Here is a 25526-nt window from a genome sequence, read left to right on the forward strand (position 1 = left end):
AACGCGGGACGGCCGAAGCCGCCCCGCATCGGAATCATTCGGCCGCGATAGATTGCGGCTGCGCTTGTTCGGGCTCTTCGGCCGCAGCCTCGTCCTCCTCGCCAGCGAGAAAGTCCGGCAGGGCCAGGGTCTCGGCTACATCAGACTGCGCTTCGGCTGCGGTCTCGATTTCGGCGAGACGCAGCGGCTCCGGCAGCCAGCCCGCGCCATCGAGCAGGCGCTCGGCTTCGCTCGCCATATCGCCCTTTTTCAGATGGTCGATCAGCTGGGCCGATTGTTCGCCCTTGGCCTCGCGCACCGCGTCGAGAATGCGGGCTTTCGGCACACGGCCGAGATAATTATCGACGGTCGGCTTCCAGCCCGCCGCCGCCAAGTCGAGATGGACGGCGCGAGCGAGCGTATCGCCATGGGCCATGGCGTCGGGACGCCGGTTCCACGGCTCCTTGACGACATTGACGGTCAGCGAAGCGCAATGGGCGAGAAGGCTCGCCTGACTGACCCCGTCCAGTCCGGCCAATGCGTCCCAGAGATCGGCGGGCGTCTTCGGCAGGAAATTGACCCATTGCTGATGCCGCGCCTCGATCGCGCGCGCCGAAGCGCTTTCCGCCAGACCCGGCGCCTGAGCGGAAAAGGCGGTGTGTTTCGCCGTGATCTCCAGGCAGCTGTTCGAGGCGAAGCGATAGAAGGCGCTGAGGCAAAGCGCGTGAAGCACCGTCCGCAGCGCGACTTCGGGATCATTGGCTAGGCTATTGCGCAAAGCCAGCGTGCGATGCGCCGTCAGCTCGGTGACAAGCCGATCCGACAATGGACGTAGAACGTCCTCCTCCTCGGACGCCTCGGGTTCGGAACCCGTCGGGGCGCCGCCGATTGCGATGATGGTCTGCGGAGCGGCGTTCGCCGACCCTGTCGGCGCCAAGGTTTCTGGCTCACCACCTTCTACCGAAGTCACCGGCGCAACCGGCGCTTCGTCCTCCAATCGGACGAAGCCGCGCACGATTTGCAGAGCGCCCTTGTCGTCCAGGCTGACAAAAACGCCGGCCCGGGCGATTTCGGAGGGATCATAACTGAGGGGACGCTGCTCCAAAGCCACAATTGCCGCCTCGATTTCGGCCAGGCGCAGATCCGCCTCCTCCGGCAATTCGTCGGAGTCAGCATATTGCGTCTCGAGCGCCTCGTATTCGGCCCGCAATGCTTCGAGGCTGGCTTCCTCTTCCTCGGTAAAATCGGTCGCCTCGCCGGTCAGGCGGCGCAAACCGGCAGTGTGGCCATAGGGGAAGTCCGCAGCGATGGCGATCCATTTCCAGCCCTCGGGACGGAGTGCTTCGGCTTCAGCCTGGAGCTTTTCGATCACCAGCCTGTCGAGCAAAGCCGGGTCCTGCAGCCAGCCGCCGTCATCGTCGGTCTGGAACAGATCGCGCAGGACGACGCCGCCAGCGGCCTCATAAGCGTCAACGCCAACAAATTGCGCGCGACGATCCAAAGCCTTGACCGCGCCCTCGGTGAGCACGCGGCGGATGTAATAGGCCTCCTTGTTATAGGTCCGCGAAATCGCCTCCCACACCTGCTCCTGGCGCGCATGGTCGTTGGTGACGGTGAACGCCATCAACTGCTCCAGCGTCATGCCGTCCTCGGCATAGACGTCGAGCAACGTGTTGGAGACGGCGGCGAGGCGCAGGCGCTGCTTGACCACGGTCGGGGTGACGAAGAAACGCGCGGCGATGTCGTCATCCCCAAGCCCCTTTTCGCGCAGGGCCTGAAACGCCCGGAACTGATCGAGCGGATGCAAGGCGACGCGCTGCACATTTTCGGCCAGGGAATCCTCCTCGGCGAGGCCGCCTTCGCGCACGACGCAAGGGACCGGCGCATTCTTGGCCAGGCGCTTCTGCTTGACCAGCAGTTCGAGCGCGCGAAAACGACGACCCCCGGCGGGAATCTCGAACATGCCGGTTTGCTGACCCTCGGCGTCGAGGACCGGCCGGACGCTGAGGCTCTGCAACAAGGTGCGCCGCGCGATATCCTCGGCGAGTTCCTCGACCGAAATACCGGCCTTCACGCGCCGGACATTGGATTGGCTCAACACCAGCTTGTTGAAGGGGATGTCGCGCGAGGCGCTGAGAACGATCTTTTGAACCGCATTAGCCATTGTCTTTTCTCCGCAACGGGCGCCGAGAATTCCTCTCTCGACTTCCTACCCGTCACAAAAATCGGCGCAGCCCTCTGACTCTGGGCCGCGCCGCTTCAAACATCTCGACCTGAAAGGCCCGCGCGCCTCAGCCCTGTCTTTCGGCCGGACCAGGCGGGGCTGACCCCTTTTCATTCAAGCCGCGACCTGCCCATCCTCGTCCTTAACAGCGGTTTCGGTTCGTTCGGCCACAGGCGCAAAGCCGAGAATGAAATCCGCCGCCTTCGACGCCGCACTCGCCGCGCGCACGATCGCCTTATTGTCGTCGTGCAAAACCTCGAGCCAGGAGCCGATGTAATCGGCGTGGCGGACCGTCGGCACGATGCCGAGCGAGGCGCAAAGAAAGGCTGCGGAGATTTCGGCGATCAGCTCCTCGAACGCGTATTTCTTCGAGCCGAAGGACCCGCTCAAATCGCGATTGAGCCGGGAGAGATGGCCGCTCGCGTGAGAAACTTCATGCAGCGCCGTGCGGTGCCAATTGATCGGCTCGAAATAGGCTTGGGGAGGCGGAACCTGCACGTAATCGAGCCGTGGTTGGTAGAACGCCCTGTCCCCGCCGATCCGGAAATCCAGGCCCGTCGCCCGGATTAACGCCTCGACCTGCGGCAAAACAAGGTCGGTTTCGACGGGCGGCGCCGCCGCCGTCAGCTCTTCGGGCAGCCCCTCGCATTGGGCGACATTGAACACCGTGAACCGCTTGAGGAAGGCGATCGACCTGGCTTCATCGCCGGTCTCGGAGGCCTTACGACGTTCGTCCTCGGGCGTGAAGCGGTCGGCGTAAACGACGGTCGTGCCGCGTTCACCCTTGCGCACATGGCCGCCAAGGCTCAGCGCCTGGCGAAAGGTCAACCAGCTTTGGCCGGTAAATCCGTGCTCGATCACCGCGCCCCACAGAATGAGCACATTGATTCCGGTATAGCGCCGATCCGTCGCGGCGTTCTTGGGCATGCCTAGCGGCGCCATGCCGGCCGCCGTCCCCCAGGGCTGAACCCAGGGCGCGCGTCCGGCCGCCAACTCGGCGACGATCTTGTCGGTGATTTCGGAATAAAGGTCCGTCCGGTCTTTGCCGAAGCGGGAGTTTGCAGCGCTCTTGCTCATCGGGATTGTCCACGACGGGCGCCGCGAGCCTCTCTCGCAACCTCCTTCCCGTCGCGGCAAAGCTGGTCCGCACTCTCACTCTAAAGGGGAAACGCGAGCCCTTCAGGGAAATGGGCGGAGGAGCCGACGCCGGCAATCCCCGGCGAAGAAGCTTTACTTCTCGCCTCAGCAGTAGCGGGCGGCGCACACTGGCTGTAGAAGGTGGCGCTATTGTTTTCTGAAGGATTCCTGTTTGAGCCAGTCTGAATTTGATGACGCTTCGACACCGCGGCTTTGGTCCCTGCCCGGCAACGATCCGACGCAATTCAACCGCGAGGACGATCCGCCTGAGCGCGTCGCGCTGAGAATTCTCGTCGATGATGATTTAAAGGAATACGCCCCGCCCTGGCCATACGAATTCCGGGACGGAGACTTTTTCGCCATCGGATCCGGCCTGGCGCTTCACGAAAGTCTGTCGGTTCGCGGCTGGGCGCTATGGCGCGAATAAGCCTTGCGACGCCATCGGGCACATTTTGATCACCGCAAAGCCGACGTCAGTCTGTGATCGCAAGGGGGCGTTGCGGGGTCTCCCCGCAGATGGGGGTGCGCCGACGACCTTGGCGTCGGCCAGGGGGAAGGCCTTCCCCTCCCCGCATACCCAGTTCGAAGAGGCATTTTTGTGGTGGCCTCGGAAAGGATTTATTCTATTTCCGGTGCGCGCCCCATGTCATAGGCATGGCATGTTCGGACCTGCCCTTTGTTTCTAATCCTCGGATATTGCAAATTAAGACCTAGAGTTTATAACAGACGGCATGACCGCCCAAACTCATAGAGAACGAGCCCTGGAAGTCGCGCGCCGACAAGGAATCGCGCGAGGACGAGACTTTGACGCCGCTGGCGTGCCGCGCGTCTATCTGCAAAGGCTGCGCGATGAAGGCGTTCTCGAGCAGGTCGGCCGCGGCCTCTATAAGCTGGCGGGGACGGAATCCTCAAGCGGCGCCAGTCTGGCGGAAGCCACGCGCATCCAGCCGAAAGGGATCATCGGCCTGCTCTCGGCGCTGCAATTCCATAACCTCACGACCCAGACGCCCCACGCGATCTGGATGCTGCTCGGGCCGAAGGACTGGGCGCCGACGAATCCATCGGTATCGCTGAAGATCATTCGCGCCAGCGGCGAGGCGCTGACCGCCGGCGTGGAAAATCATCAGATCGATGGCGTGGCCGTGCCAATCACCTCACCGGCGAAGACTGTCGCCGACTGTTTCAAGCACCGCAACACGATCGGCCTCGACGTCGCGATCGAGGCGCTGCGAGATCTTCTCAAGACGTCGACAGGACGGACTGGGCTGAATGAGCTTTGGCGATACGCCGCCATTGATCGCATCCAGACCGTGATGCGTCCCTATATCGAGGCCATGACTTCATGAAAGCGCCGAAGAACATGGGCGTCTCCATCCGCGAGCGGCTGACCCAGCGCGCCCGCGAGCGCCGTGAGAACGCCCAACTTCTGATGACGCGATACGCCATCGAGCGCGTGCTTTACCGACTAAGCGTCTCGCCGCATCGAAATCACTTCGTCTTGAAGGGCGCGATGCTGTTTAGCCTCTGGGCGCCCGTGCCATATCGCGCGACGGGCGATCTCGATCTCCTCGGTTTCGGCGAGAACGGTCCTGACGCTATCACCGCCGTGTTTGCGGATATCCTCGCCACGCCCGTCGATGACGATGGCCTGATTTTCAGGCTGGAGACGTTGCGGGCTGCGGTGGCCCGTGAGGAAGACGAATATTCTGGCGTGCGCCTTGATTTCGTTGCCGAACTCGCTGGCGCGCGCCTGCCCATGCATGTCGACATCGGCTATGGCGACGCGATTACGCCGGGCCCGGTCGATATCGAATATCCATCACTCATGGGTCAGCCGGCGGCGAAGCTCAAAGCCTATCCGCCTCAGACCGTCGTGGCGGAAAAGTTCCAAGCCATGGTGGTGCTGGACATGCTCAATTCGCGAATGAAGGATTTCTTCGATCTCTGGGCCATCGCCGGCGCCTTCGCGTTCGACGGCCCCGTTCTGGCGCGGGCGATACAGACGACCTTTGAGCGCCGCGCGACACCGCTACCGACCGAAAAGCCAATGGCGCTGTCGGCCAGTTTCGCGGAAGCAAAGCAGGTCCAATGGGCCGCGTTCCTCCGACGGACCGAAATCGCCCTCGCGCCAGACCCTCTCCTGGAGGTTCAAGCGCGCATCGCCGAATTTGTCATGCCTCCTCTGAGAGCTATCACCCGATCCCAATCCTTCGAAGCGAGCTGGGCCGCGGGCGGACCTTGGACGAGGTTGGACGAAATTGTAATTTCCACATGATAATGTCCGTCATGATTTTGACGTCTTGGAGCGCGCGATGAGCGACGACATTCGTTTTGACGGCAAGAATATCTATGCAGCCGGCGTCGCGGGCGCGGCCATCTACGACATTCGGGGCAACCGTATCCACGAGGCCGGTATCGCCAGTCAGCCAAAGTACGAGATCCGCGGCAATCACATTCGCCTATACATGAGCGCATCGCAGCCGAAGTTCGAGATCAAGGGCGATAAGATCCACGAGTACCTGAGTGCAGGCTCGGCGATCTATGAAATTCGATAGCGCAGGCGCGTGTAACGTGCTCGCGCCCCTTGCCGCCGATCTCGTGCCGGCCATCGTTGTGGTAGGCGGCGAGCGCGGCTTTTTTAAATGTGTGAGGCGCCGCCCTGCCGGCCTCAAAGGCTTCCTTGGGCGTATCCTCCCTAGACTTGGGCCGTTGGCGTCAGAGCCGACGGTCTTTTTTCCCGTCTCGGGCTTACAAAATCCCCCAGGCGCGATAGCGCCGCCGCCCAGTCAGCTCGCGCAGCCCTAGTTCGGCGATGAGGTTCTGATTTCCGCGGTCGGGGCGCGGGCGTCCATCTGGGCGTCATGCAGAACGAGGTCTTCGAGATGCGCCAGCGCGCCCTTGACCGCAAAGGGGGCGTTGCCGCGTCTCCCCGCAGAAGGGGGTGCGCCGGCGACATTGGGGCCGGCCAGGGGGAAGGCTTTCCCCCCGTATCCCCTGGCGTGTTCAGGGTTTCAGGTGTGAATAGGCAGTTCACTGTGACCCCTCCGGCGCCCAAGGAATCAATAGCTTTGGAAGCCGATCGGCGTCGAAACACATCGCCGTTTTTTTTACGCCCAAGGCTTGAGTCGATCACCGACATGCCTCAGTTTGCCACCAAAGGAGAGCAAAAATGTTTGGCTGGTGGCGGCGTCGAAAGGAATTGCATGCCCACGTCGACGCCGACGCCACGGCCATGATCGCGGAGTTCGGCGCCTCCGCCTACCACGTCGCACGGGACCGCGCCCTTGAGCAGCGTCTTCACAAGATCGTCGACGCCGAACGGACGCCAGAGCACTGGAACCTTGTGCGCTTCGAAATCCGGAAGAGGACAGGACGGCAGGACGCAGACACGGCGACGAGATATCTTGAGGACGGCGGATGAGCCACGTCATCCGATCCGAGGTCACGGTCGCGAAGCTGGCCGAACATGGCATCGACTCCGTCGATGCGTTTTGCGAGAAATGCGGGAATTCGTGGCGGGCGCCGATCCACATTCTACCGCCTGCCACGACCCTCGCCAAGATCGCCGCGCTCATGGCCTGCCCGAAATGCGGCGGGCGCAATGTCGATGTCACTCCCGCCTCGCGAGAAGAACGCCCGACCGGTCATTGAACGTTTGGCGCGAGGGCGACGATCGTTGCTCTGCACGGGTACGACAGCGATTCCGAATTCAATTCGCGGCATTCAATTGCGGTGGCCGCGGGGGTCGCCGTTGCTCCAATGCGTCTTCGCCAGGAACTCGTCGAGTTTGACGATCAGCGCTTCCATATGGCGTTGAGCTTCCTTCGCGTGAACCGCACCGTGGATCTGGATTTCGAGCAGCGCGAATTCTGCTTCGACGCGCGCAATTTCGATCATCTCGCGCAGTTCCTCGTCCATTTCGGCCGGCTCGTTCCAGACTTTGACCCCGCGTTGGGCCCGCGCCCCGTCGCGCGCACCCACTGTTATTACAAAGCTGAAGGTTAATTTGACGTTAGGTCAAGGCCTTGGACGATCGTCGCGACTTCGTCAGGATTTGTTCGCGCCGGAACCGTGGGTTTCGAAGGTGGCCAGCGAAATCGTCAACGCGATGATCGTTCTGCGCGCCGAAGCGTCGCGCACATTGGCGAAGGCGCGAAGGAGTTCTATGGCGTCCTCAGGAAGCAGGGTTTCCAGCGCTGGCGATTGCCCGGCAGCGACGGCGGCGCGGGCGTTTTGGAAGAAGTAGGCGACAGTCTGATCGAGCGCGACCGCGATATGCAAAAGATCTACTGCGCTGACCCTCGCCGTTCCGGCCTCATATTTCTCGATCTGCGCGGAACTCGCGCCGACGATTTGAGCCAAACGCTCCACGCTCATCTGACGCGACAGTCGCAGCAGTCGAAGCCGTCGTCCGACATGCTCGTCGATGGAATTCACAATCGATTTCATCCTGAAGACTCTGGCAACCCGGTCTACATCCCGCTTATTCAGCGCGACTTTTTTTACGAAACATTCATCAATATTGCATTCGATAGCATGAGCGGTTGCTGAACACACATCCCTTGTCAGGTTTGCGTTAATTGGTTACCGCATGCCATGGCTTCTGCAAAGGCGTGTTTCATGAAACCGATCCTCGCCTTCGTGGTGGTCGAACTCGCCGCCGGAGCCGCCATGGGCGGCGAGCCGGCGAAGCCCGCATTAAACCCCACGGTGACGCGGGCGAAGATCGCAGAGACGATCTGCGCGACCGGATGGACGCGGACGGTGCGTCCTTACGTCTCCGACATGAAGCGGATCAAGGCCGAGATGCTGGCCGCCATCGGCGAGCCCATCGAGCGGCGAAACCGCTACGAACTCGACCACATCGTCCCGCTCGCCCTCGGCGGCGCCCTGATCGATCGTCGAAATCTTGCCCTCCAGCCCATCGACGAGGCGCGTGAGAAGGAGTATCCCTTCGGTGGCGGCCGCCTTCCGTTGAGATCGGATTTGGCGGAGAGATCGCTCTTACGAGCGCTGATACGAGCGCGCCTAAGAGTTGCTCATGGCCCATTCTATTTTGCTGACAGGTCCAGATCGTCGCCGCTCCTGGTCCGATGACGAGCGGCGCGAGATTTTGGCGGAAGCCTTCGCTCCGGGCGCGATCGTGGCCGCGGTGGCGCGGCGTCGCGAGGTTTCGACCGGCCTCATTTACACGTGGCGTCGGAACGCCATGCGCGAGAGCGGCGCGCCGTTTTTACGCGCGCTTGTCACCCATGATCCGCCGCCGGCGGACAAACCGACACCTCAATTGGCGCCTGCAATCGTCGTGGATCTGCCCGGGGGCGCGCGGGTCAGCATCAGCGCGTCGGCGTGCGCCGATTTGATTGCCGCGACATTGCGGGGCCTGCGATGATTCCGATCCCAAGCGGCGTCCGGGTCTGGATCGCGACAGGCCACACCGACATGAGGCGCGGCATGCAAGGCCTCGCGCTTCAGGTTCAGGAGGGGCTTCAACGTGATCCGCACGCTGGCGATCTGTACATTTTCCGGGGGCGCCGCGGCGATCTGGCGAAGATTCTCTGGCATGACGGCGTCGGGCTGTCTCTTTACGCCAAAAGATTGGACCGGGGAAAGTTCATCTGGCCGTCGGCATCCGATGGCGCTCTGTCGATCTCGGCGGCGCAGATGGCCTACATGCTTGAAGGAATTGATTGGCGTAATCCACAATTGACCTGGCGGCCAAAGAGCGCTGGGTGAGCGTGAAAAAAACTCGGAGTCGGCCGCATTTTGGGGCGCCACGAATCGCAAAATATATGATTCACTGCGTCGCATGGCCCCCGCTCGTGACGCCCTTCCTGACGATATCGCCGCCCTGAAAGCGGCGTTGATTGTCGAGCGTGCGAACGCCGTTGAAGTCGCTGCGGAATTGGCCGTCGCCAGGGCCAAGGCGTCCGAAGATCTGGCGCTGATCGCGCAGCAGAAGCTGCGGATCGCCAAGCTGGAGCGCCAGATTTACGGACAAAAGTCGGAGCGCTCGGAGCGTCTGGTCGACCAGTTGGCGCTGGCGTTCGAAGAGGCGGAGGCCGGCGCCACGGAAGACGAACTGGCGGCGGAAAAGGCCGTCGCCCTGGCGACCAACGTGCGCGGATTTACGCGCAAACGTCCCGAGCGCAATACGTTCCCTGACCATCTTCCGCGCGAACGGGTGGTGATCGCGCCGCCGACGGCGTGCGAGTGCTGCGGTGGCAAAAGGCTGCGCAAGCTCGGTGAGGACGTGACGCGGACGCTGGAGTCGCAGCCCCGTCAGTGGAAGGTGGTCGAGACGGTGCGCGAGAAATTCACGTGCCGCGATTGCGAGAAGATCTCCCAGGCGCCCGCGCCCTTCCACGTCATTGCACGGGGATGGGCGGGGCCGAGCCTCCTGGCGATGATCGTGTTCGAGAAGTTCGGCCAGCACCAGCCTTTGAACCGTCAGGCCGAACGCTACGCCCTGGAAGGCGTGCCAATCGCGATGTCGACCATGGCGGACGCGGTGGGATCGGTTTGCGCGGCGCTCGCGCCGGTCCTGCGCCTGGTCGAGGCGCATGTGATGGCGGCCGAGCGGTTGCATGGCGACGACACCACCGTGCCCGTTCTGGCCGAGGGCAAGACCGACACCGGGCGATGTTGGGTCTACGTGCGCGACGACAAGCCCTTCGGCGGCGCCGGGCCGCCGGCGGCGATGTTCTATTATTCGCGCAATCGCCGGGGCGAGCATCCGCAGTCGCATCTGGCCGGATATTCCGGAATTTTCCAAGCGGACGCCTTTGAAGGCTACGGCAAGCTTTATCAGGCCGACCGAAAGCCCGGTCCGATCAAGGAGGCGGCGTGTTGGGTGCATGCGCGACGGCCGTTCTTCGCCATGGCCGACATCGAGGAGAACGCGCGGCGCAAGGCCGCCGGCAAGAAGGAGATTCCGCTGTCGCCCATTGCGATCGAGGTTGTGCGCCGCATCGACGCGCTGTTCGAGATCGAGCGGATCATCAACGGCAAAAGCGCCGCGGAGCGCCTGGCGGTTCGACAAAAGCTCAGCCGGCCACTGGTCGAGGATCTCCAGGTCTATATGCGCGAGCAAGCCGCCCGACTGTCGCGGGGGCATGATCTGGTCAAGGCGATCAACTACATTCTCAAGCGTTGGGCCGCCTTCACACTTTTTCTGGATGATGGCCGTGTTTGCCTTTCCAACAACGCCGCCGAGCGTGGCCTGCGCGGCATCGCCCTTGGAAGAAAATCGTGGCTGTTCTGCGGTTCGGATCGTGGGGGCGAGCGCGCAGCGGCGATGTACAGCCTTATTATCACCTGCAAGATGAACGGCGTCGACCCGCAGGCCTGGTTGGCCGATGTCCTCTCCCGCATCGCCGGCCACCCCGCGCACCGGCTCGATGAGCTGGCGCCTTGGAACTGGAAGCCGCAGGCGCCGGCCAACTCCGCTCAGGCCGCCTGACCGTGCACATCAACAAAGTCCATCACGTCAAGACGATCAGCCGCGTCGCCAGGGAGCTTGGCGAAGATGAGGACTGGCTGTTCGAAATCGCCATCGGCATGGAGGTCGAGGACGGCGTGATCTGGGTCTATGACACGTCCGAAGATGGCGAGATGGCCTTCACCGACTTCGGCATCGAGAACCTGATCGACCTCATCAAAATCCACAAAGACGATCCGACGATCATGGCGAGGCGATCAACCTGAAGCTAGCCGCCTGCGTGCTACGCCGGATGGATACGAGAAGGATGCCGTCGAGGTGTGCCTGTCGTCGCTCGTCTGCCAAGGAAAGATCGCGCTGGACGACGCACAATCCGCGATATTCGAGGACTGGCGAAAAGCCGGGGAGCTTTGCGAGGAAAAGTAGTGACCGCGCGGCGACTCTAATCGCTGGCTTGTCCGATCCCCGGCGTCTTCAACTGCGTCAAACCGTCGCTGCCCACGACAAGATGCTCGACGGCATGATCGACGAGTTCTTCTCGGCAGCGTCGACCTGCCTGACGCCATTGGTGCATTCGTCCCAACGGACGCTGGACATTATCGTGTTGCAGGACCGCTGGATCGAGAAATCGGTGCGCCACACCCGCGACAGCCTCAGACTGATCACATGCGCACCAGCGGTTCCATGATCGAAAACAACCGCACCCGATCCGGCTGGGATATCCGGTGCAGTGACCTGCCAAGGCCAATTTGATTCCGTACCATCGGCACAAATCGGATTGTGCAAAAATCACCACTGTCGCAAAGCAGGAGTACCGTTGATTTTGCAAGGCTTTTTTGTTGAATAAGTTAGGTGCGGATTGCTAGCGCGCTGGGTGCGCTTTCGACCACTGCCAGAGTGCGCGATCTAGATCGCGCAAAGCGACGTTGTGCGTTTTTGCGAGCTGACGGCAGCGGGTGAGATAAGCGAGATAGAAATTGACGGAGCGGTCTTTGCTCTCGCTTCCGAGCGCTTCGAGCGCCCGGAAATCGATCACCGTATAACGTTCCGGATCAATCGCGGTGAGGATAGCGGATGCGACGGGCGCAAGGACCCCTTGTAGTCCAAGCAAAACGGCGATGGCCGCGCGCTCGGTCTTGGCGCTTATCGCGAGACTCAAGGCGTCGGCGATCTCTTCGTCGCTGTTGCGGCGCAGACGGGATTTGCCACGTCCTCCCGTTTTCCAGTCGAAGATCGTCTCGATGTTTGAGCGCGTGTAATCCCCGGAGCGTATCCGGCGTCCGGCCGCGAGCGCATCATCGTCCGATTCATACGCATAGTCCTTTGCGAGCCTATGGATGTCGGCCGGGTCGAACTGCAAATTGAATTCGCAGGGGTTGGACTTGGGGGTCACCTTATACCTCGTTCCCGGGTATCGAGTCTGACCCGATATCGTAGCGCGGCGCTCGCGCTGTTGCCAAGCTGGCGTTTGTGGATGGTAATAAGCTTTATCATATGGAGGGAGCTGATGAGTTCTGATCTTTGGACGTGGGGCGGTACTTATTTCGGCCGCCGGGAAGGTGAAGACTTGTGGACTCACTCCGGTCACCATGTCGGCCGCTTTCACGGCGACGAAGTGTTTGGTTCGGATGGCCGTTATCTTGGCGAAATTAAGAGCGGCAAGTTGATCACACAATTATCGTCGCAAACGCGTCGGGGCCATAGTTTTGCGCCTTATGCGTCGCGGGTTGGGCACGTTCCTTATGTTGGTCATATCGGCACGGTCATGTATTCCGGCTACGAGGATTTTCCAGACCCGGAGACATTCAAATGAAACGCGACATGGACCTCGTTCGCGAACTCCTTTTGAAGTTAGAGGCGCTCGACATCCCGCCCGGCGTTGTGAGGCCGTTGTCCCCCTATAATCCGGCGATGGCCGTCAACGGTTTCACCGGCGATGAAGTTGGACACCATCTTCGTATGCTTGTCAGCGGAAATCTCGTCGAAACCGCTGGGTCTCAATCGTTTGGGCCGGACGGAAGCCTTGTCTTCCGTCAGATAAGCTGGGCGGGCCATGACTTTTTGGATTCCGTTCGCGATCCCGAAATTTGGGCAAAGACGAAAAAGGGCGCGGCGGCGGCAGGAGGATTTACCGTCGATCTCCTCAAAGACCTTGCGAAGGGCCTTGTGAAAAAACAGATCGAGGAATTCACGGGTGTTAAACTCTAATCTCCCATCCGTCCTTGCCGGTCGCGCCCCTGCCCTCGTCTCGGTAAGCGGCGAGCGCGCCTCCTATCGCTTCTTTGAATTCTTTACGGCGCAGATCCGAAATCCACACACGCGTCGTGCTTATCGGCAGCGGGAGATTTATCGATCCGATTGCGTAAGCGTCGATGTTCCTGCAGAGTTCAAGTGCGCGAGGCGGGTTTTCGGGCTTGGCGGTGTTCATGTAATGTTCTAAAACAGCAACTTGGCTTTGAGAAGTGAATTCCGTGCTCAGCACCATTGTCGTTCCCAATCGCAACTCCTGGCGCCATTGCCGTGCAAAAGCTGCCCTGGAGGGCAAGCACGGGGTAAAGCTGCTGACCATCGATCAGCTTGCCGCGCGTCTCGCCGGCGGCTTCCTTCAGCCCATCGACAGCGACCACCTGGCTGCGGCGGTCGGGGAGTCGATTGACCTCCCCCTTGGAGAGCTGGACGCAATTAAGACTTTGCCAGGCTTTCAGCGGGCCGTTGCCAACAGTTTGTCGAAAGCCTGGAGCGCCGGCCTCAGTCTCGAGAACGAAGCGAACGCCGCCTCGGACCAAGCGGCTCGGCTAAGACTGGAGGCGCTCGCGCTTTTGGAAAGAGAAGTGCTGGCGCTGTTGCCCAGGAACGAGCTGAGGCCCGCCGATCTCGTCGCGCGCGCGCTCGGGCGCACGGGTTACGCGCCGGTCCTTTTCGGGTCGATTGAGATTCACGGCCGAACGGAAATGTCGCCGGTCTGGCGCCCCCTTCTGGCTGCGCTCGCCACCGAAGGCGAAGTGACCTGGGTCGCTGAGGCGCGGCGTGTGCCACCATGGCTGGCGCAATTGGGTGTGAAGACCGTAGAGAGCTCCCCAGAACAGCCTGTGCGCCGTTCCATCTCCTGCGCAAGTCCACGCCATGAGATCCTGGAGGCCGTTCGCTGGGCGCGTGGTCTCCTCGCCAGTGGGATCGGCGCTCAAGACATCGCCATCGCGACGGCATCTCCGGCCGGTTGGGATGATCACGTCCTCGCTCTTGCGGCGACCGCCAATATCCCCGTCCACTTCATTCACGGTCGTGCGGCGCTGGATAGTCCTGAAGGACAACTCGCGGCCGCCCTGGCTGAAGTTCTTCTGCGTGGTTTTTCGCAACCGCGCGTCAAACGCGTTATCGGCCTCCTGCGCGCGCAAACCGCCAATTTTTCTAAATTGCCGAGCCAATGGTGGCGCAAACTTCCCGAAGACGCGCCGCTCCTGGACGCCGGGCGCTGGCAGCAGGAAATCGCCGCGCTCAATCCCGAGGATTTCCCTGACGGCGACGACCCAAGACCGCGCCTTCTCGACATCATCGACGCCATCGGCCTCGGCTTAGCCGAGGCCTCCGAGGTCGGCGAGCGGTTGCTTCAAGGAAAGGCCCTGGCGATTTGGCGCAAGGCGCTCACCGACGCCCCCGCCGAAGCCTTGGATGTCACCTTGGCGGGACTGCGAGTTGACGACGACCTCGAGCCGACCGTCTCCGTGGTCTGGGGGCCTGCGTCCGCCATCGCCGCCGTTCCCAGACCTTACACTTGGCTGGTGGGACTGACCTCTAGGTCCTGGCCTCGCCGGGCCAGCGAAGATCCGCTGCTGCCCCATCACATCGTTCCCTCTTCCCGGCTTGATCCCCTACCGGTCCATCAGGCCGATACGCGCGACTTCGAGACGATCGAGGCGATGACCGCCAGCGAACTCGTATTTGCGCGCGCGCGGCGCGATAGCGGCGGACGCGTTAATGGCGTTTCGCCGCTCTATCCGCGCGACATTGTCGAGGTCTATCTCGCGCAAAGCCGCGAACCCGAGCAGGCGGCGAGCGATACCGATCGGCTTTTCGCCCGGCCCGCCGAATTCGCAGCCCTGCCCGAAGCCCGCCTAGCGCTGTCCTCCTGGATCGACTGGCACACCGAACGCATCACGGCGCACGATGGCAAGGTGCGCGCCAACCACCCGCTCCTCCTGCAGGCGCTCGATCGGCGTCAATCGGCGTCCTCCCTGGCGAAGCTGCTGCGCGATCCCCTGGGCTACCTCTGGCAGTACGGTTTTGGTTGGTCTTCACCGGACGAAATCGACGAGCCGCTCACGCTCGACCCCCTGCAATTTGGCAACCTGCTTCATGAAATTCTCGAAGGCGCGATCCTGATTCTTGAAGGAAAGCCGGGTGGATTTGCTGCCGCCGCCCAGGACGAGCAAGCGTTGAAAAACGTCATCGGAGCAGCGACCGCGTCGGTGGCCACGCGATGGGACTCGACAGCGCCCGTGCCGCCCCCCGTGATTTGGCGACGAAAGTGTCAAGACGCGTCGGAGCTTGCTCTGACCGCGCTTTCCGCCAATGAAGCCCCTTTGGTCGGGCAACGGAGTTTCGCGGAAATTCCGTTCGGTGGCGATTCCCGCGCGCTCGACATGGGCGACAATGTCCTGGCGACGTTGCCTTGGAATCCGCGAACCCCGGTCGTAATTCCCGGCACAGGCATTTCGATCGGCGGCTCGATCGACCGGCTGGACCTCGCGGGCGACAACAGCGCGGCCAGGGTCACCGACTACAAGTCCGGGAAATTCCCTCGCGGCGTCCCTCAGCTCAAGGGTGGTGCCGAATTGCAGCGATGCCTTTATGCTTATGCGGTTCGATCGTTGATCGTCGGGTCCCCCGAAGTCGATGCGCGGCTGCTTTATCCGCGAAAAAATGGTGCGCTGCTGAACCTCGCGTCGCCCGACGCGACGCTCACCAAACTCACAGCGTTCTTGGCGGCCGCCTATTCCGCCTTCGCCGCGGGCAAAGCGCTGCCTGGCCCCGGCGCCGCGGAGGACTTTAACGACTTCGCCTTCGCTCTGCCCGGCGGAGCGAAGGAAAGTTACGTGGATCTCATTCGGCCCTTGGTCGCGGCAGAACTTTCCGACCTCGCCCCGTTGTGGGAGGAGCCCTGAAATGGGAGCGATGGCAATGAATCTTCCGGATGCCGCGGCGCGCCTGACAGCGCTCACCGACCATGATCGCACGCTGCTTGTCGAAGCGGGCGCGGGCAGTGGCAAGACCGCGCTTATGGCCGGCCGCGTCGCGGTCATGCTGACAGCCGGCGTGCTCCCGCGCGACATCGTGGCCATTACGTTTACCGAGGCCGCGGCAAGTGAGCTCTTGGAGCGCATCGAAAAGTTCGCGGGCCAGTTGCAACAGGGGACCGTCCCGACCGAGTTGCGGCAAGCCTTGGCATCACCCCTTTCCCAGATCCAGCGCGAGAATATCCAGAACGGCTGTCGAACCCTGGATGAAATCACCTGCACGACAATTCACGGCTTTTGCCAGCAGCTCGTGCGCCCCTATCCGGTCGAGACTGGAATCGATCCTGGCGCCCAGATCATCGACCCTGCCGCGGCCGAACTTGCCTTCCACGATTTGATGGAGGCTTGGCTCTCGGCGCGATTCGGGCGAGATCGCAGCGCCGAGGGGTTGGGCCGGATTCCACCCATGAAGGGGGCCGGCGGTGACGACGATTTTTTTGCCGAGCTGGTGAACATCGCTCCGGATGAAGCTGTCGATCTGATCGAGAAGGCCGCGGACTTTCTCAAGGAGCACCGCAGCGCCTCGGCGCCTCCGATTACGGTGGACCCGGCCGTATACTCGCGCTTGGTCTCCGCGATCGAAGACTTTGTTTCGTGGTATAATGGGTGTGCGGTCGTCGAGGAGAAGACAGCAGAGGTCGTGACGGATCTCGCGCGCATCGCGGATATCGCACGGGGCCTGGCGGGCAGCCCCATCACAGGCAAAACGATCGCCCAGATGTTGGCGCACAAGCGTCCGAGCGCGTGCAAAAAGGACACGTCTGATTTTTCCCAGTGGGGAAAGAAGGGCAAATGGAAGGATGCCGCCAAAGCATTCGGGAAGAGCACCGCCTTCGGCGAAACCCTGAGCGCCGCCGGCGAAGTCCGTTACTGGAATTGCAATGCCGCATACGGCGAGTTTTGCGGCGCCTTGGGACAATTGGCGTTCCAGCGATTTGTCGCGGAGTTCACCGCGCTCAAGGACATTTACGCGCAATATAAGCGCGATGCCGCGCTGATGGATTTCGATGATCTGCTTCACCATGCCCGCGACTTGCTCGCCAAAAGCGAACCGGTCCGGCAGGCGCTGGCGGTCCGATATCCCCGTATCCTTGTCGATGAGTTCCAGGACACCGATCCGTTGCAGGCCGAAATTCTATGGCGTTTGGCTGGCGAGGGACCGCAAACATGCGCATGGCAGGACCGAAAGATTCGGTCCGGCGCGCTGTTCCTGGTAGGCGACCCGAAACAGGCGATTTATCGTTTCCGAGGCGCCGACGTTGCGACATATCTCACAGCAAAGAAGGCGCTGGCCGATCGCGATCCGTCGTCGATCCTCGAAATATCCGCGAATTTCCGATCCCAGCCGTCGATTCTGCAGTTCGTGAACGACAACTTCGCGAGCATGCTTGACCTCGCCCAGGGACAGCCGGGATTTGCCGCGTTGGCGCCTGTGCGAAAGCCAGGCTCCCGATCGGCAGTTGCGAAATTTGACTTAACGATCGAGGATAGGCACCGGAACGAGAGAGGATTGATCGCCGTAGAGCTCAGGCGTGAGGAATCCCGACTCGTCGCCGACATCGTCCAACGCCTGATCGGGTCCTACCGTGTATGGGACAAGGACCTTGGTGATTATCGGCCAGCAAGAGCCGGAGACATCGCCCTCCTCGCGCCGACCGGGACGAGCCTTTGGATCTACGAGCGGGCGCTGGAGAACCAAGACATTCCGATCGCCACGCAGGCCGGCAAGGGATTCTTCAACCGCCAGGAAGTTCAGGACCTGATCGCTGTAGCGCGCGCGATCGCGGACCGCCGTGACACGTTGGCCTTGGGCGCGCTGTTGCGTGGTCCTGTCGTTGGCCTGACCGAGGAAGAGATCGCCGACGAAATCTTGCATTTGCAGAGCGTGACCAACAGCCATCGTCCGCTGCATTTATGGACGAATGCCGAGCAGGTGCAGAACCCCAACCTGAAGCGGACGCTGACAATTCTGCAAAACCTGGCGAGGAAAGCCCGTCGCACGACTCCGCATCAGTTGATGGCTGAGGCTGTCGAAGAGCTGAAAATCAGGCCGATTCTCAAGGCGCGTTATCGGCGCGGCGCCGAGCGCGCGCTGGCGAATGTCGAACTGGTCCTTGAGATGGCGCGCCCTTATGCGGCGCGCGGCATCGCGGAATTCTCCCGCGCAATATGGGATCGTTGGGAAGACACGGAATCGCAAGCCGAGGGTCGGCCTGACGCCGAGGTCGACTCCGTCTCCATCGTCACGATGCATTCGTCGAAGGGCCTCGAGTGGCCGATCGTCATCCCCATAAACTCGATGACCAAGCTCTATTCCAAGGATCAGTTCCTGTACCGACGACAGGACGATTCGGTTCATTTTGCGGTTCTTGATTTCGCGAGCCCGGACTACGACGCCGTGAAGCAGGCCGAGGCCGACGAGTTGCGCCGCGAGCGGGTCCGGCTCTGGTATGTCGCCCTGACGCGCGCCCGCGATCTTCTACTGTTGCCGCTGCAAAGCGAGCGATCGGGCGACGATTGGCTCAGCCTGCTCACGCTGGATTTGGCCTCGTTGCCAAAGTTTGACCCGGCCGCGTTCACGGGGGCGGCGGTCGCGCCTCCGACTGCGGCGGCGAACATTCAGGATCTCAAAACCTGGCAAGCCGAGGCGGCCGCGATCGTCGCAAACGAGCGCACGATCGCGTGGCGCCAGCCCAGCCGACACGAGCAAGGCGCCGATCACCCCGTCAGCGAGTTTTCCATTTTCACCGGTCCCGACGCCGTCGCGGAACAACCGCCTGACGTTGGAACGCCCGTCATCCAGGGCGGGCGGGAACGAGGACTTGTCCTGCATAAGCTCATCGAGGAGGTGCTGACGGGCGAGACCTCCGAGGCGGAAGATGCGCTTCAGGCGCGCGCGGCTGAATTGCTTGCGGAAATGGGCGTGGCAGATAACCCGGACGCGGCCGAAGGTTGCAATAGTGCCGAACTTGCCGCCAGCGTGTTGCGCGGCCTGGGGCTGCCCGAAATCTTGGCGCTGCGCCCGCTGCTTCGGCCTGAGGTTTCCATTTTCAGTTCAAGAGCCGACGGCGCCAATTTCGAGATGACCTCCGGCGTCGCCGACGCCTTGGCCCTCGGTCCTGACGGATCGATCGGCGCGGTGGTCGACTGGAAGAGTGATGTCGATCCTGATGCAAAGACTGTGAAACTCTATCGCGGTCAGGTTAGCGAATATCTCGCGGCAACCGGCGCGCCCACGGGACTCATCGTTTTTTTGACGTCCGGTCGAGTCGAGAAAATCGCGCCGGCGATTGGCTCGGCGCGGGTCTGATGGACGTCGAGAAAGTGAATTCACTCTAGACGATTGGTTCAACAGAGGTCGGCAAGCGTTGGTGGATATTTGGCAGCCTGCGGCCGAAGGGGCCGGAAATGCTGCCACTCCCGTATCGGTTATCTGTTTGCTAAGGTACAGCTTATGCGTTAGTCCGAATAAATATTGCCGAAGGGGCAACGAACAAAATGCATGTTCATTCTCTCGCCTTCAAAAATTTCCGACGATTGAAGGACGCACGGATCGATTTTGCCCATGACCTGACGATTTTCGTCGGGGCCAATAACAGCGGGAAGACGTCGGCCACTCACGCAATTGAGCTTTTCCTTTCGGGTGGTAAGGACAAGTTTACGGTTCACGACTTTTGCGCGGACTGCTGGACCGACTTCGAGAACTTCCCGGCCGAAGGCGCGGCCGACGCGAAGGTAGAATTTCCGGCCATATCCCTTGATGTCTGGATTGGCGTAGACGCGGACAATCTCTATCGCGTGGTCGAGTTGCTGCCGCGCGCCGCGTGGGAAGGATCGCTGGTCGGACTTCGGATCGAATTCGCGGCTAAGGATGCCGCGCAGACCCTCGCGAACTTCAGGGCAAAGGCGGCCGAAGCAGCCAAATTTGCAAAGACCAAGGAAAAAGACGGGCAGGACTACAAGCCTTGGCCGCGCAACATGCGCGACTATCTCTCCCGAGAGCTGAAGAACGAATATGGCCTGCGCTACTTCATTCTGGATGAGGCGCAGCTCAAGGCGAAAAGTGCCGACGCGGCCTATGCGCCCAAAGAGATCATCGGTGATGCCGAGCGATCTGGACACACCGTCATCAACTCGCTGATCAAAGTCGACTTCCTTAGCGCTCAGCGCCACCTAAGCGACGGGAACGCTCAGGCAAGGACGGAAGACCTCTCGAAACGGCTGAGCCGATTCTACACACGCAATCAGAAGAAACGGGAAGACGATCACAACGCGTTGCGAGCCCTCGCGCTCTCCGAAAACCAGCTCACCATACACTTTGCCGACGTATTTAGCGACACGTTCAAGTCGCTCCGCAAGCTTGGCTATCCAGGCCTCGCAAACCCCAGCCTCGAGATTCGCGCCGCGCTCAAGTTGGAGCGTCTCATGGGCGATCAGCAGGCGAAAGTTCACTACCTGTTAGAAGAGGCGACTGCCGACGCGGAAGCTCTCGCGCTCCCTGACAGCTATAACGGACTTGGGTTCAAGAACCTCATCTACATGGGCGTTGAACTCCTAGATCTGCATTCGGACTGGTCCACCACCGAGGAAGGCGAGGAAGACAAACGACAGCCTATCCACCTCATTTTCATTGAGGAGCCGGAGGCGCACATGCATGCCCAGCTCCAACAGGCATTTGTGCGCAAGCTCACCGACCTGATTCCACCTGCGGGTGGTGACGGTTATGCGACGCAATTTGTGATCACCACACACTCGCCGCACATTCTCTATGAGCGTGGTTTCCAGCCGATCCGCTACTTCAGACGCTCGCCGGAGACCGGCGCGAAGCAGAGCTCAGCCGTTTTCAACCTGTCGGTGTTTTACGATCAGAACGAGCCCGACCGGGATTTCCTTCAACGCTATATGAAGCTGACGCATTGCGACCTCTTCTTCGCGGATGCGGCCATTCTGGTTGAAGGAAACGTCGAGCGTCTGGTCCTGCCGCTGATGATAGCGCGAGGTGCCAAGAAACTCGGCGCGGCCTATCTGAGTATCCTCGAAGTGGGCGGCGCCTTTGCCTACCGCTTCCGCAAGCTGATCGAATTCCTCGGACTGCCGACGCTGATCGTAACCGACCTCGACAGTGTGCATCCACCATCGCCGAAAAAGGAAGAAGAAGCGGCAGCGGAAGACGACGCGGCCGCCGAAGCGGCGCAAGCGGCTGAAGACGCCGAAGACGAAGATGACGATGACGACGTGGGCCAAGACGTGGAAGGTGAGAAAAAGCCCAAGCCAAAGTCGAAATGTCCCGCGGGAACGCCGGGCGCAATCACTGCGAACCAGACCCTGCTGCAATGGCTTCCCGGCAAGTCATTGGTCGATGAGCTCCTGGCTGCGCCGGTCGGCAACAGACTTCAGGCTCCTACGGCGGATGGCGGCGCGCATGTGATGGTCGCCTATCAGTGCCCCGTGAATGCGACGTGGGGCACGGATACGCTCGAGCTCAAGAGTCGTACGCTTGAGGAGGCGTTCGCCTATGAAAATCTCGTCTGGTGCCAAAAGAAGGAGCATCACGAGGTTGGGCTCCGCTGGGCCAAATCGTCCACGATGTCGCTCGAAGACCTTGCTGCCAAAATCCACAAGCGGGTGAAGGGTGAAAGCTTCAAGAAGACGAACTTCGCGCTGGGGCTCCTGGCTAGCAACGATGCGAGCTGGGTTGTCCCCGCCTATATCCAGCTGGGTCTCGACTGGCTCACTAAGCATGTCGCGATCGGTGACGACACGATCGAGAGCGCCGCCGCGAAGCTGGAGCCTGCTCCTGACGCTGCCCGCAACGCTGTTGAGGCGACCGTATGACGAGCCGAGCGGGCAAGCCGGATACGCAGGCTGATATCGAGCTTCGGACTCTTCTTGACGCTGACGCTTCGACGGGCTTCGTCATGGTCTCGGGCGCGGGCTCGGGGAAAACCACTTCGATCATCAAGGCGCTCGATCACCTCCGAAAAACACGCGGACCGTACCTTCGCCAACGGGCAAAGAAGATTGCCTGCATCACCTACACCGAGGTCGCTGTCGGTGAGATATGGGGCGACGTCGGGAACGATCCGCTCTTCCACGTTTCGACCATTCACAGCTTCCTCTGGACCGCCCTCAAGCCTTTTCAGGCAGACATCGCAAGCTGGGTGGATCGCCGGCTCGATCAGAAGATCGCCGACACTGAAGAGAAGATCGCAGCCTTTACGAAACGGACGCAGGAGAAGACGCGGGTTCAGGCTGCGGCCGATATCGAGCGCTACCGCGAGCAGAAGTTGAAGATCGTCTCTGTTGACCGTTTCACCTATGGCGTCGGGAGTGACTACCCAAAAGGGATCTTGGGGCATGATGATGTGATCAGACTGTCGACCGAGCTCATCCGCTCCCAACCTCTCATCGCCAAGGTCGTCGGTCAGAAATACCCGTTCGTTTTCGTGGACGAGAGCCAGGACACAGCTCCCGAGGTGGTTGAGGCGCTCAAGGCAATATCGGAAGCGCTGGGTTCGAAGTTCTGCCTCGGCTTTATCGGCGACCCGATGCAGAAGATATACACCGCTGGCGCGGGGGTGATTGAGCCTCTCGCCGGATGGAAGCCCATCAAAAAGCCAGAAAACTTCCGGTGCCCTGTGGCAGTCCTGAAGGTCATCAATAACATCAGGGCCAGCGGCGACGGTCTGACCCAGACGGGCGGTAAGACTGAACTCGTTGGAGAAGAGCGAAAGCCCGTTCAAGGCACGGCAAAGCTTCTAGTCGTTCCCAAGGATGACCGGAGCGGGCGGTTGGCCGCAGCTCGCCAATGGCTAGCGGATCAACATGGCGATCCCCTCTGGCTCAGCGATGAGCCGGAAGCCGATGTGAAGGTGTTGGTGATCGCGCACCGCATGGCCGCCAGCCGTCTCGGCTTTGGCGGTCTCTACGAGGCCTTCCACGACAAAACGTCTGAAGGGCTGAAGGATGGGTTCGATGATGGCTCGCATTGGTCGGTACAGCCCTTCCTGAAGTTTCTGATGCCGCTGGTCCTGGCCAGCCGAGCTAACGATCAGTTCGAGGCGATGAATCTGTTGCGCCGCTTCGCTCCGTCTCTTCAGCGCGAATACGCGCGCGCGAACGCGTTGCCGGCGATCCTCAAGGAGCTGGACAGAGAAGTGAAGACCCTCGCCGAGGTATGCGGCGCGACCTCAACCGTTGCTGCGTTCGAGGCACTGAGGCATCTTCGGGATGGCAGGATGTTCAGGCTGGATGATCGCCTTCTGACGGCGATGGCCGAATACAACGCATCCGTTCCGCCCACGGACTCAGGCGACGCGGCAGCTTTGCAAAAGCTACTTCACACTCCAATGGAGGAGCTCTGGTGCTACCGGACCTACATTGAGGAGCAGTCGCCCTTCGAGACGCATCAGGGGGTCAAGGGGGCTGAGTTCAGCCGCGTCCTGACAGTTCTCGATGACGAGGAAGGCCGCCACAACCAGTTCTCATACGGGAAACTTTTCGGCATCACGCCGCCGTCCGATACGGACCGAACGAACCTGAGTGAGGGCAAGGAGACAACTTTCGACCGCACTCGGCGTCTGCTGTATGTGTGCTGCTCGCGTGCCGGAAAAGATCTGGCTGTGATTTTCTTCGCGGACGATCCTGCGGCGGCGCATGCCGCTATCGCGGGCCTTGGACTGTTCCCGGCCGGGGACGTCCACAATCTTGCGATCGTCTAATCCGAGATGCATGCTGCGGCCTCGCCACCACGTGATCGAGCACCGGCAGCATTTTAGACCGATCTGATAGTTCGGCGGACCGGCGGCGCGGCGTTATGCCATTCCAAGTCACGGAGGCGGTCATCGCCAGCGAGCGCACACAATTCCCGATTATAGGCGCCGATGACCAGACATATTCGACCGGTGGTGAATTACTACTCGTTTATGTGCGATCCGCTTTCGTCTGCGGTTAGACGATACGTCATTCTTTAGCAGTCGAGCTTGACCGGTGGCCACTAGCCACTTATGTCTCGTGGTATCGGTCATATACGACGCGTGGTTAGCCCTTGCCACGAAGCTGAAAGGCCCGCATTTATTGTTCAAACAAGCGGTGAGGCAAGACTACCATGGATGGAACCACTCAGCAATCAAGCGAAACGGCGGGCCCGACGCCCTTCGTGAGAACAACCAACAAAGCGTCAGCCGAGAAATGGGGGCAAGCGGTGATGGATCTCGGCTTCTGCCTGGTTCCTTCGCTTCTTCTTCGTGCACAGCGGCGCCTGAACCTGAATCCGACGCAGCTCGCGGTTTTGCTACAGCTCTGCGATTTCTGGTGGGATAAGGAACGAAAGCCGTTCCCCAGCAAAGAAACTCTCTCTCAGCGGCTCAGCCTCAGCGAGCGACAAATTCAACGATATATCGCCGAACTCGAACAAGAGGGGCTCGTCAAGCGCATCGAACGCCGCGCGGCCAATGGCGGCAAGCTGAGCAATACCTATGACCTCTCCGGTCTGGTGAAGCGCCTGCAAAGCCTGGAACCGGAGTTTCGCGAAGTGGAGGAGGCCAGCAAGGCAGCGCGCAAGGCCGTTTCGAAGCGAGGCTATAAGCCGCCGGCCCGGCAGACGTCCGCCAAAACGACTTCCGCATAGGCGGTCCGAAGGTCGTACGGACCCCATAAAAAGCTGAGCCCCGGGCGCATGCCAGAGGCAGAGGCGTATCCAGGGCTTACGAGGACAATATGAATTCCAACGAGCCAGTAGTCAAGGGCGCCTTCTCGTATACGGACACATTGCTCGACGGCTTGGAGACGTCACTGTCACCGGAGCGAATGACCGCTTATTTATCTCGGACTGGCGGGGACCGTCTAGGCGCGGTGCGTCTATACACGTGGAATACCGCGGTCAGCGCCGCTTTTTATGGACCGCTGCAAGGCCTCGAGGTGGCCCTCCGCAACGCTATGCACCGCGAGCTGAGCGCCAAATACGGGGCCGACTGGTACGATAATTCAGCCTGCGGCCTCGATGCTGGAACAGAAGCGAGAATCGCCGCGGCGCGCGCCGATCTGGCGCGAGATCAATATGTCGATGATCCGCCTCATATGGTCGCGGCGCTTTCGTTCGGGTTTTGGGTCGGATTGTTGGGCTCCGGCGGCAGGCTCTCTGGATACGGTAAAGCCAACTACGAAATGACCCTCTGGCGGCCGGCGCTGTATCGGGCGTTCCGCCATGTCAAAATCAATCGCAAAAACGCGCACGCGCCGCTCGATTATTTGCGAACATTCAGAAATAGAATCGCCCACCACGAGCCGATTCTCGATCGCCACCTGGCAAAAGATTATACCTCGATTCTTCAAGTCGCCGGCTGGATTTCGCCCCCAACCCAAACGTGGATTTCTCACCACAGCCGGGTCCCTGCGCTGCTCGCGCAGTCTTCCGACGATCCTCACCTCATGTTTTGATCAGTTTATCATC

Annotated in this window: 26 protein-coding genes; 19 read left to right on the top strand and 7 right to left on the bottom strand. The window is 61.0% G+C overall.

The features are described 5' to 3' along the window. Nucleotides 1–34: 34 nt before the first annotated feature. Nucleotides 35–2143 (bottom strand): ParB/RepB/Spo0J family partition protein, encoded by a 2109-nt coding sequence (locus K2U94_RS19445; RefSeq protein WP_243068957.1) that lies wholly within the window; start codon nt 2141–2143, stop codon nt 35–37. Between the two features lie 174 nt (nt 2144–2317). Beyond that, a complete protein-coding gene (locus tag K2U94_RS19450) occupies nt 2318–3280 on the bottom strand; it encodes an ArdC family protein (RefSeq protein ID WP_243068958.1) in 963 nt (320 codons plus the stop codon). Between the two features lie 791 nt (nt 3281–4071). Here K2U94_RS19450 and K2U94_RS19455 point away from each other — a divergent pair. The 3 genes from K2U94_RS19455 to K2U94_RS19465 all read left to right on the top strand — a co-directional run bounded on the left by K2U94_RS19455 (nt 4072) and on the right by K2U94_RS19465 (nt 5895). After that, the gene (locus K2U94_RS19455; RefSeq protein ID WP_243068959.1) at nt 4072–4686 is read left to right on the top strand and encodes a type IV toxin-antitoxin system AbiEi family antitoxin domain-containing protein; all 615 of its coding nucleotides are present in this window, start codon (nt 4072–4074) and stop codon (nt 4684–4686) included. An 83-nt stretch (nt 4687–4769) separates the two neighbouring features. After that, a complete protein-coding gene (locus K2U94_RS19460; RefSeq protein WP_243068960.1) occupies nt 4770–5615 on the top strand; it encodes a nucleotidyl transferase AbiEii/AbiGii toxin family protein in 846 nt (281 codons plus the stop codon). Nucleotides 5616–5652: 37 nt separating this feature from the next. After that, on the top strand, nt 5653–5895 hold the full coding sequence (locus K2U94_RS19465) for a hypothetical protein (protein ID WP_243068961.1): 243 nt from the start codon (nt 5653–5655) through the stop codon (nt 5893–5895). A 193-nt stretch (nt 5896–6088) separates the two neighbouring features. Here K2U94_RS19465 and K2U94_RS19470 read toward each other — a convergent pair whose 3' ends face one another. Continuing rightward, nucleotides 6089–6154, bottom strand: coding sequence for a helix-turn-helix domain-containing protein (locus tag K2U94_RS19470; protein ID WP_425332562.1), 66 nt, complete (start codon nt 6152–6154; stop codon nt 6089–6091). 355 nt (nt 6155–6509) lie between these two features. Between K2U94_RS19470 and K2U94_RS19475 the strand changes: the two genes are divergently transcribed. Together K2U94_RS19475 and K2U94_RS19480 are read left to right on the top strand one after the other, a co-directional pair. Further along, complete coding sequence (locus K2U94_RS19475) at nt 6510–6761, top strand: hypothetical protein (RefSeq protein ID WP_243068962.1); 252 nt, start codon at nt 6510–6512, stop codon at nt 6759–6761. Further along, nucleotides 6758–6991 (top strand): hypothetical protein, encoded by a 234-nt coding sequence (locus tag K2U94_RS19480; protein ID WP_243068963.1) that lies wholly within the window; start codon nt 6758–6760, stop codon nt 6989–6991. Before K2U94_RS19475 ends, K2U94_RS19480 begins: the two co-directional genes overlap by 4 nt. 72 nt (nt 6992–7063) lie before the next feature. On the opposite strand, the gene K2U94_RS19485 is transcribed toward K2U94_RS19480, so the two are convergent. Further along, on the bottom strand, nt 7064–7258 hold the full coding sequence (locus K2U94_RS19485) for a hypothetical protein (RefSeq protein WP_243068964.1): 195 nt from the start codon (nt 7256–7258) through the stop codon (nt 7064–7066). Between the two features lie 129 nt (nt 7259–7387). Continuing rightward, a complete protein-coding gene (locus K2U94_RS20465; RefSeq protein WP_243068965.1) occupies nt 7388–7897 on the bottom strand; it encodes a helix-turn-helix domain-containing protein in 510 nt (169 codons plus the stop codon). A 63-nt stretch (nt 7898–7960) separates the two neighbouring features. Here K2U94_RS20465 and K2U94_RS19495 point away from each other — a divergent pair, with 63 nt between their 5' ends. The 6 genes from K2U94_RS19495 to K2U94_RS19520 all read left to right on the top strand — a co-directional run bounded on the left by K2U94_RS19495 (nt 7961) and on the right by K2U94_RS19520 (nt 11469). After that, a complete protein-coding gene (locus K2U94_RS19495) occupies nt 7961–8437 on the top strand; it encodes a hypothetical protein (RefSeq protein WP_243068966.1) in 477 nt (158 codons plus the stop codon). A gap of 16 nt (nt 8438–8453) precedes the next feature. Further along, entirely contained in the window at nt 8454–8732 is a 279-nt protein-coding gene (locus K2U94_RS19500; RefSeq protein ID WP_243068967.1) for a transposase, read from the top strand. Next, entirely contained in the window at nt 8729–9076 is a 348-nt protein-coding gene (gene tnpB, locus K2U94_RS19505) for an IS66 family insertion sequence element accessory protein TnpB (protein WP_184428059.1), read from the top strand. Before K2U94_RS19500 ends, tnpB begins: the two co-directional genes overlap by 4 nt. Nucleotides 9077–9149: 73 nt before the next feature. Beyond that, nucleotides 9150–10802 (top strand): IS66 family transposase, encoded by a 1653-nt coding sequence (tnpC, locus tag K2U94_RS19510; RefSeq protein WP_243068968.1) that lies wholly within the window; start codon nt 9150–9152, stop codon nt 10800–10802. A gap of 2 nt (nt 10803–10804) precedes the next feature. Further along, nucleotides 10805–11047, top strand: a complete 243-nt coding sequence (locus tag K2U94_RS19515) for a hypothetical protein (protein ID WP_336606186.1) — start codon at nt 10805–10807, stop codon at nt 11045–11047. Between the two features lie 188 nt (nt 11048–11235). Further along, nucleotides 11236–11469 (top strand): hypothetical protein, encoded by a 234-nt coding sequence (locus K2U94_RS19520; protein WP_243068969.1) that lies wholly within the window; start codon nt 11236–11238, stop codon nt 11467–11469. Between the two features lie 174 nt (nt 11470–11643). Here the strand turns inward: K2U94_RS19520 and K2U94_RS19525 are convergent, their stop codons facing one another. Then, nucleotides 11644–12174 carry a hypothetical protein gene (locus K2U94_RS19525; RefSeq protein WP_243068970.1) on the bottom strand — a complete coding sequence of 177 codons (531 nt, stop codon included), beginning with the start codon at nt 12172–12174 and terminating at the stop codon, nt 11644–11646. Nucleotides 12175–12288: 114 nt separating this feature from the next. Between K2U94_RS19525 and K2U94_RS19530 the strand changes: the two genes are divergently transcribed. Both K2U94_RS19530 and K2U94_RS19535 read left to right on the top strand, forming a co-directional pair. Next, the gene (locus K2U94_RS19530) at nt 12289–12594 is read left to right on the top strand and encodes a hypothetical protein (protein ID WP_243068971.1); all 306 of its coding nucleotides are present in this window, start codon (nt 12289–12291) and stop codon (nt 12592–12594) included. Next, nucleotides 12591–12989: a DUF2513 domain-containing protein gene (locus K2U94_RS19535; RefSeq protein ID WP_243068972.1), complete on the top strand. Its 399-nt coding sequence runs from the start codon at nt 12591–12593 to the stop codon at nt 12987–12989. Before K2U94_RS19530 ends, K2U94_RS19535 begins: the two co-directional genes overlap by 4 nt. On the opposite strand, the gene K2U94_RS19540 is transcribed toward K2U94_RS19535, so the two are convergent. Further along, nucleotides 12979–13266: a DUF742 domain-containing protein gene (locus K2U94_RS19540; protein ID WP_243068973.1), complete on the bottom strand. Its 288-nt coding sequence runs from the start codon at nt 13264–13266 to the stop codon at nt 12979–12981. The two genes, K2U94_RS19535 and K2U94_RS19540, sit on opposite strands and share 11 nt — an antisense overlap. Between K2U94_RS19540 and K2U94_RS20675 the strand changes: the two genes are divergently transcribed. From K2U94_RS20675 to K2U94_RS19570, 6 genes are all read left to right on the top strand, one after another. Next, entirely contained in the window at nt 13253–15943 is a 2691-nt protein-coding gene (locus K2U94_RS20675) for a PD-(D/E)XK nuclease family protein (RefSeq protein ID WP_243068974.1), read from the top strand. The two genes, K2U94_RS19540 and K2U94_RS20675, sit on opposite strands and share 14 nt — an antisense overlap. A gap of 16 nt (nt 15944–15959) precedes the next feature. Then, the gene (locus K2U94_RS19550; protein WP_243068975.1) at nt 15960–19385 is read left to right on the top strand and encodes a UvrD-helicase domain-containing protein; all 3426 of its coding nucleotides are present in this window, start codon (nt 15960–15962) and stop codon (nt 19383–19385) included. A gap of 188 nt (nt 19386–19573) precedes the next feature. Continuing rightward, complete coding sequence (locus K2U94_RS19555; RefSeq protein ID WP_243068976.1) at nt 19574–21910, top strand: ATP-dependent nuclease; 2337 nt, start codon at nt 19574–19576, stop codon at nt 21908–21910. Next, nucleotides 21907–23796, top strand: coding sequence for a UvrD-helicase domain-containing protein (locus K2U94_RS19560; RefSeq protein ID WP_243068977.1), 1890 nt, complete (start codon nt 21907–21909; stop codon nt 23794–23796). The genes K2U94_RS19555 and K2U94_RS19560 overlap by 4 nt, the downstream gene beginning before the upstream one ends. A gap of 386 nt (nt 23797–24182) precedes the next feature. Beyond that, nucleotides 24183–24704, top strand: coding sequence for a helix-turn-helix domain-containing protein (locus K2U94_RS19565; protein ID WP_243068978.1), 522 nt, complete (start codon nt 24183–24185; stop codon nt 24702–24704). Nucleotides 24705–24793: 89 nt separating this feature from the next. Then, on the top strand, nt 24794–25513 hold the full coding sequence (locus K2U94_RS19570) for a hypothetical protein (RefSeq protein ID WP_243068979.1): 720 nt from the start codon (nt 24794–24796) through the stop codon (nt 25511–25513). The last annotated feature ends 13 nt before the right edge of the window (nt 25514–25526 follow it).

The sequence above is a fragment of the Candidatus Rhodoblastus alkanivorans genome, from assembly GCF_022760755.1.
Lineage (GTDB): Bacteria > Pseudomonadota > Alphaproteobacteria > Rhizobiales > Beijerinckiaceae > Rhodoblastus > Rhodoblastus alkanivorans.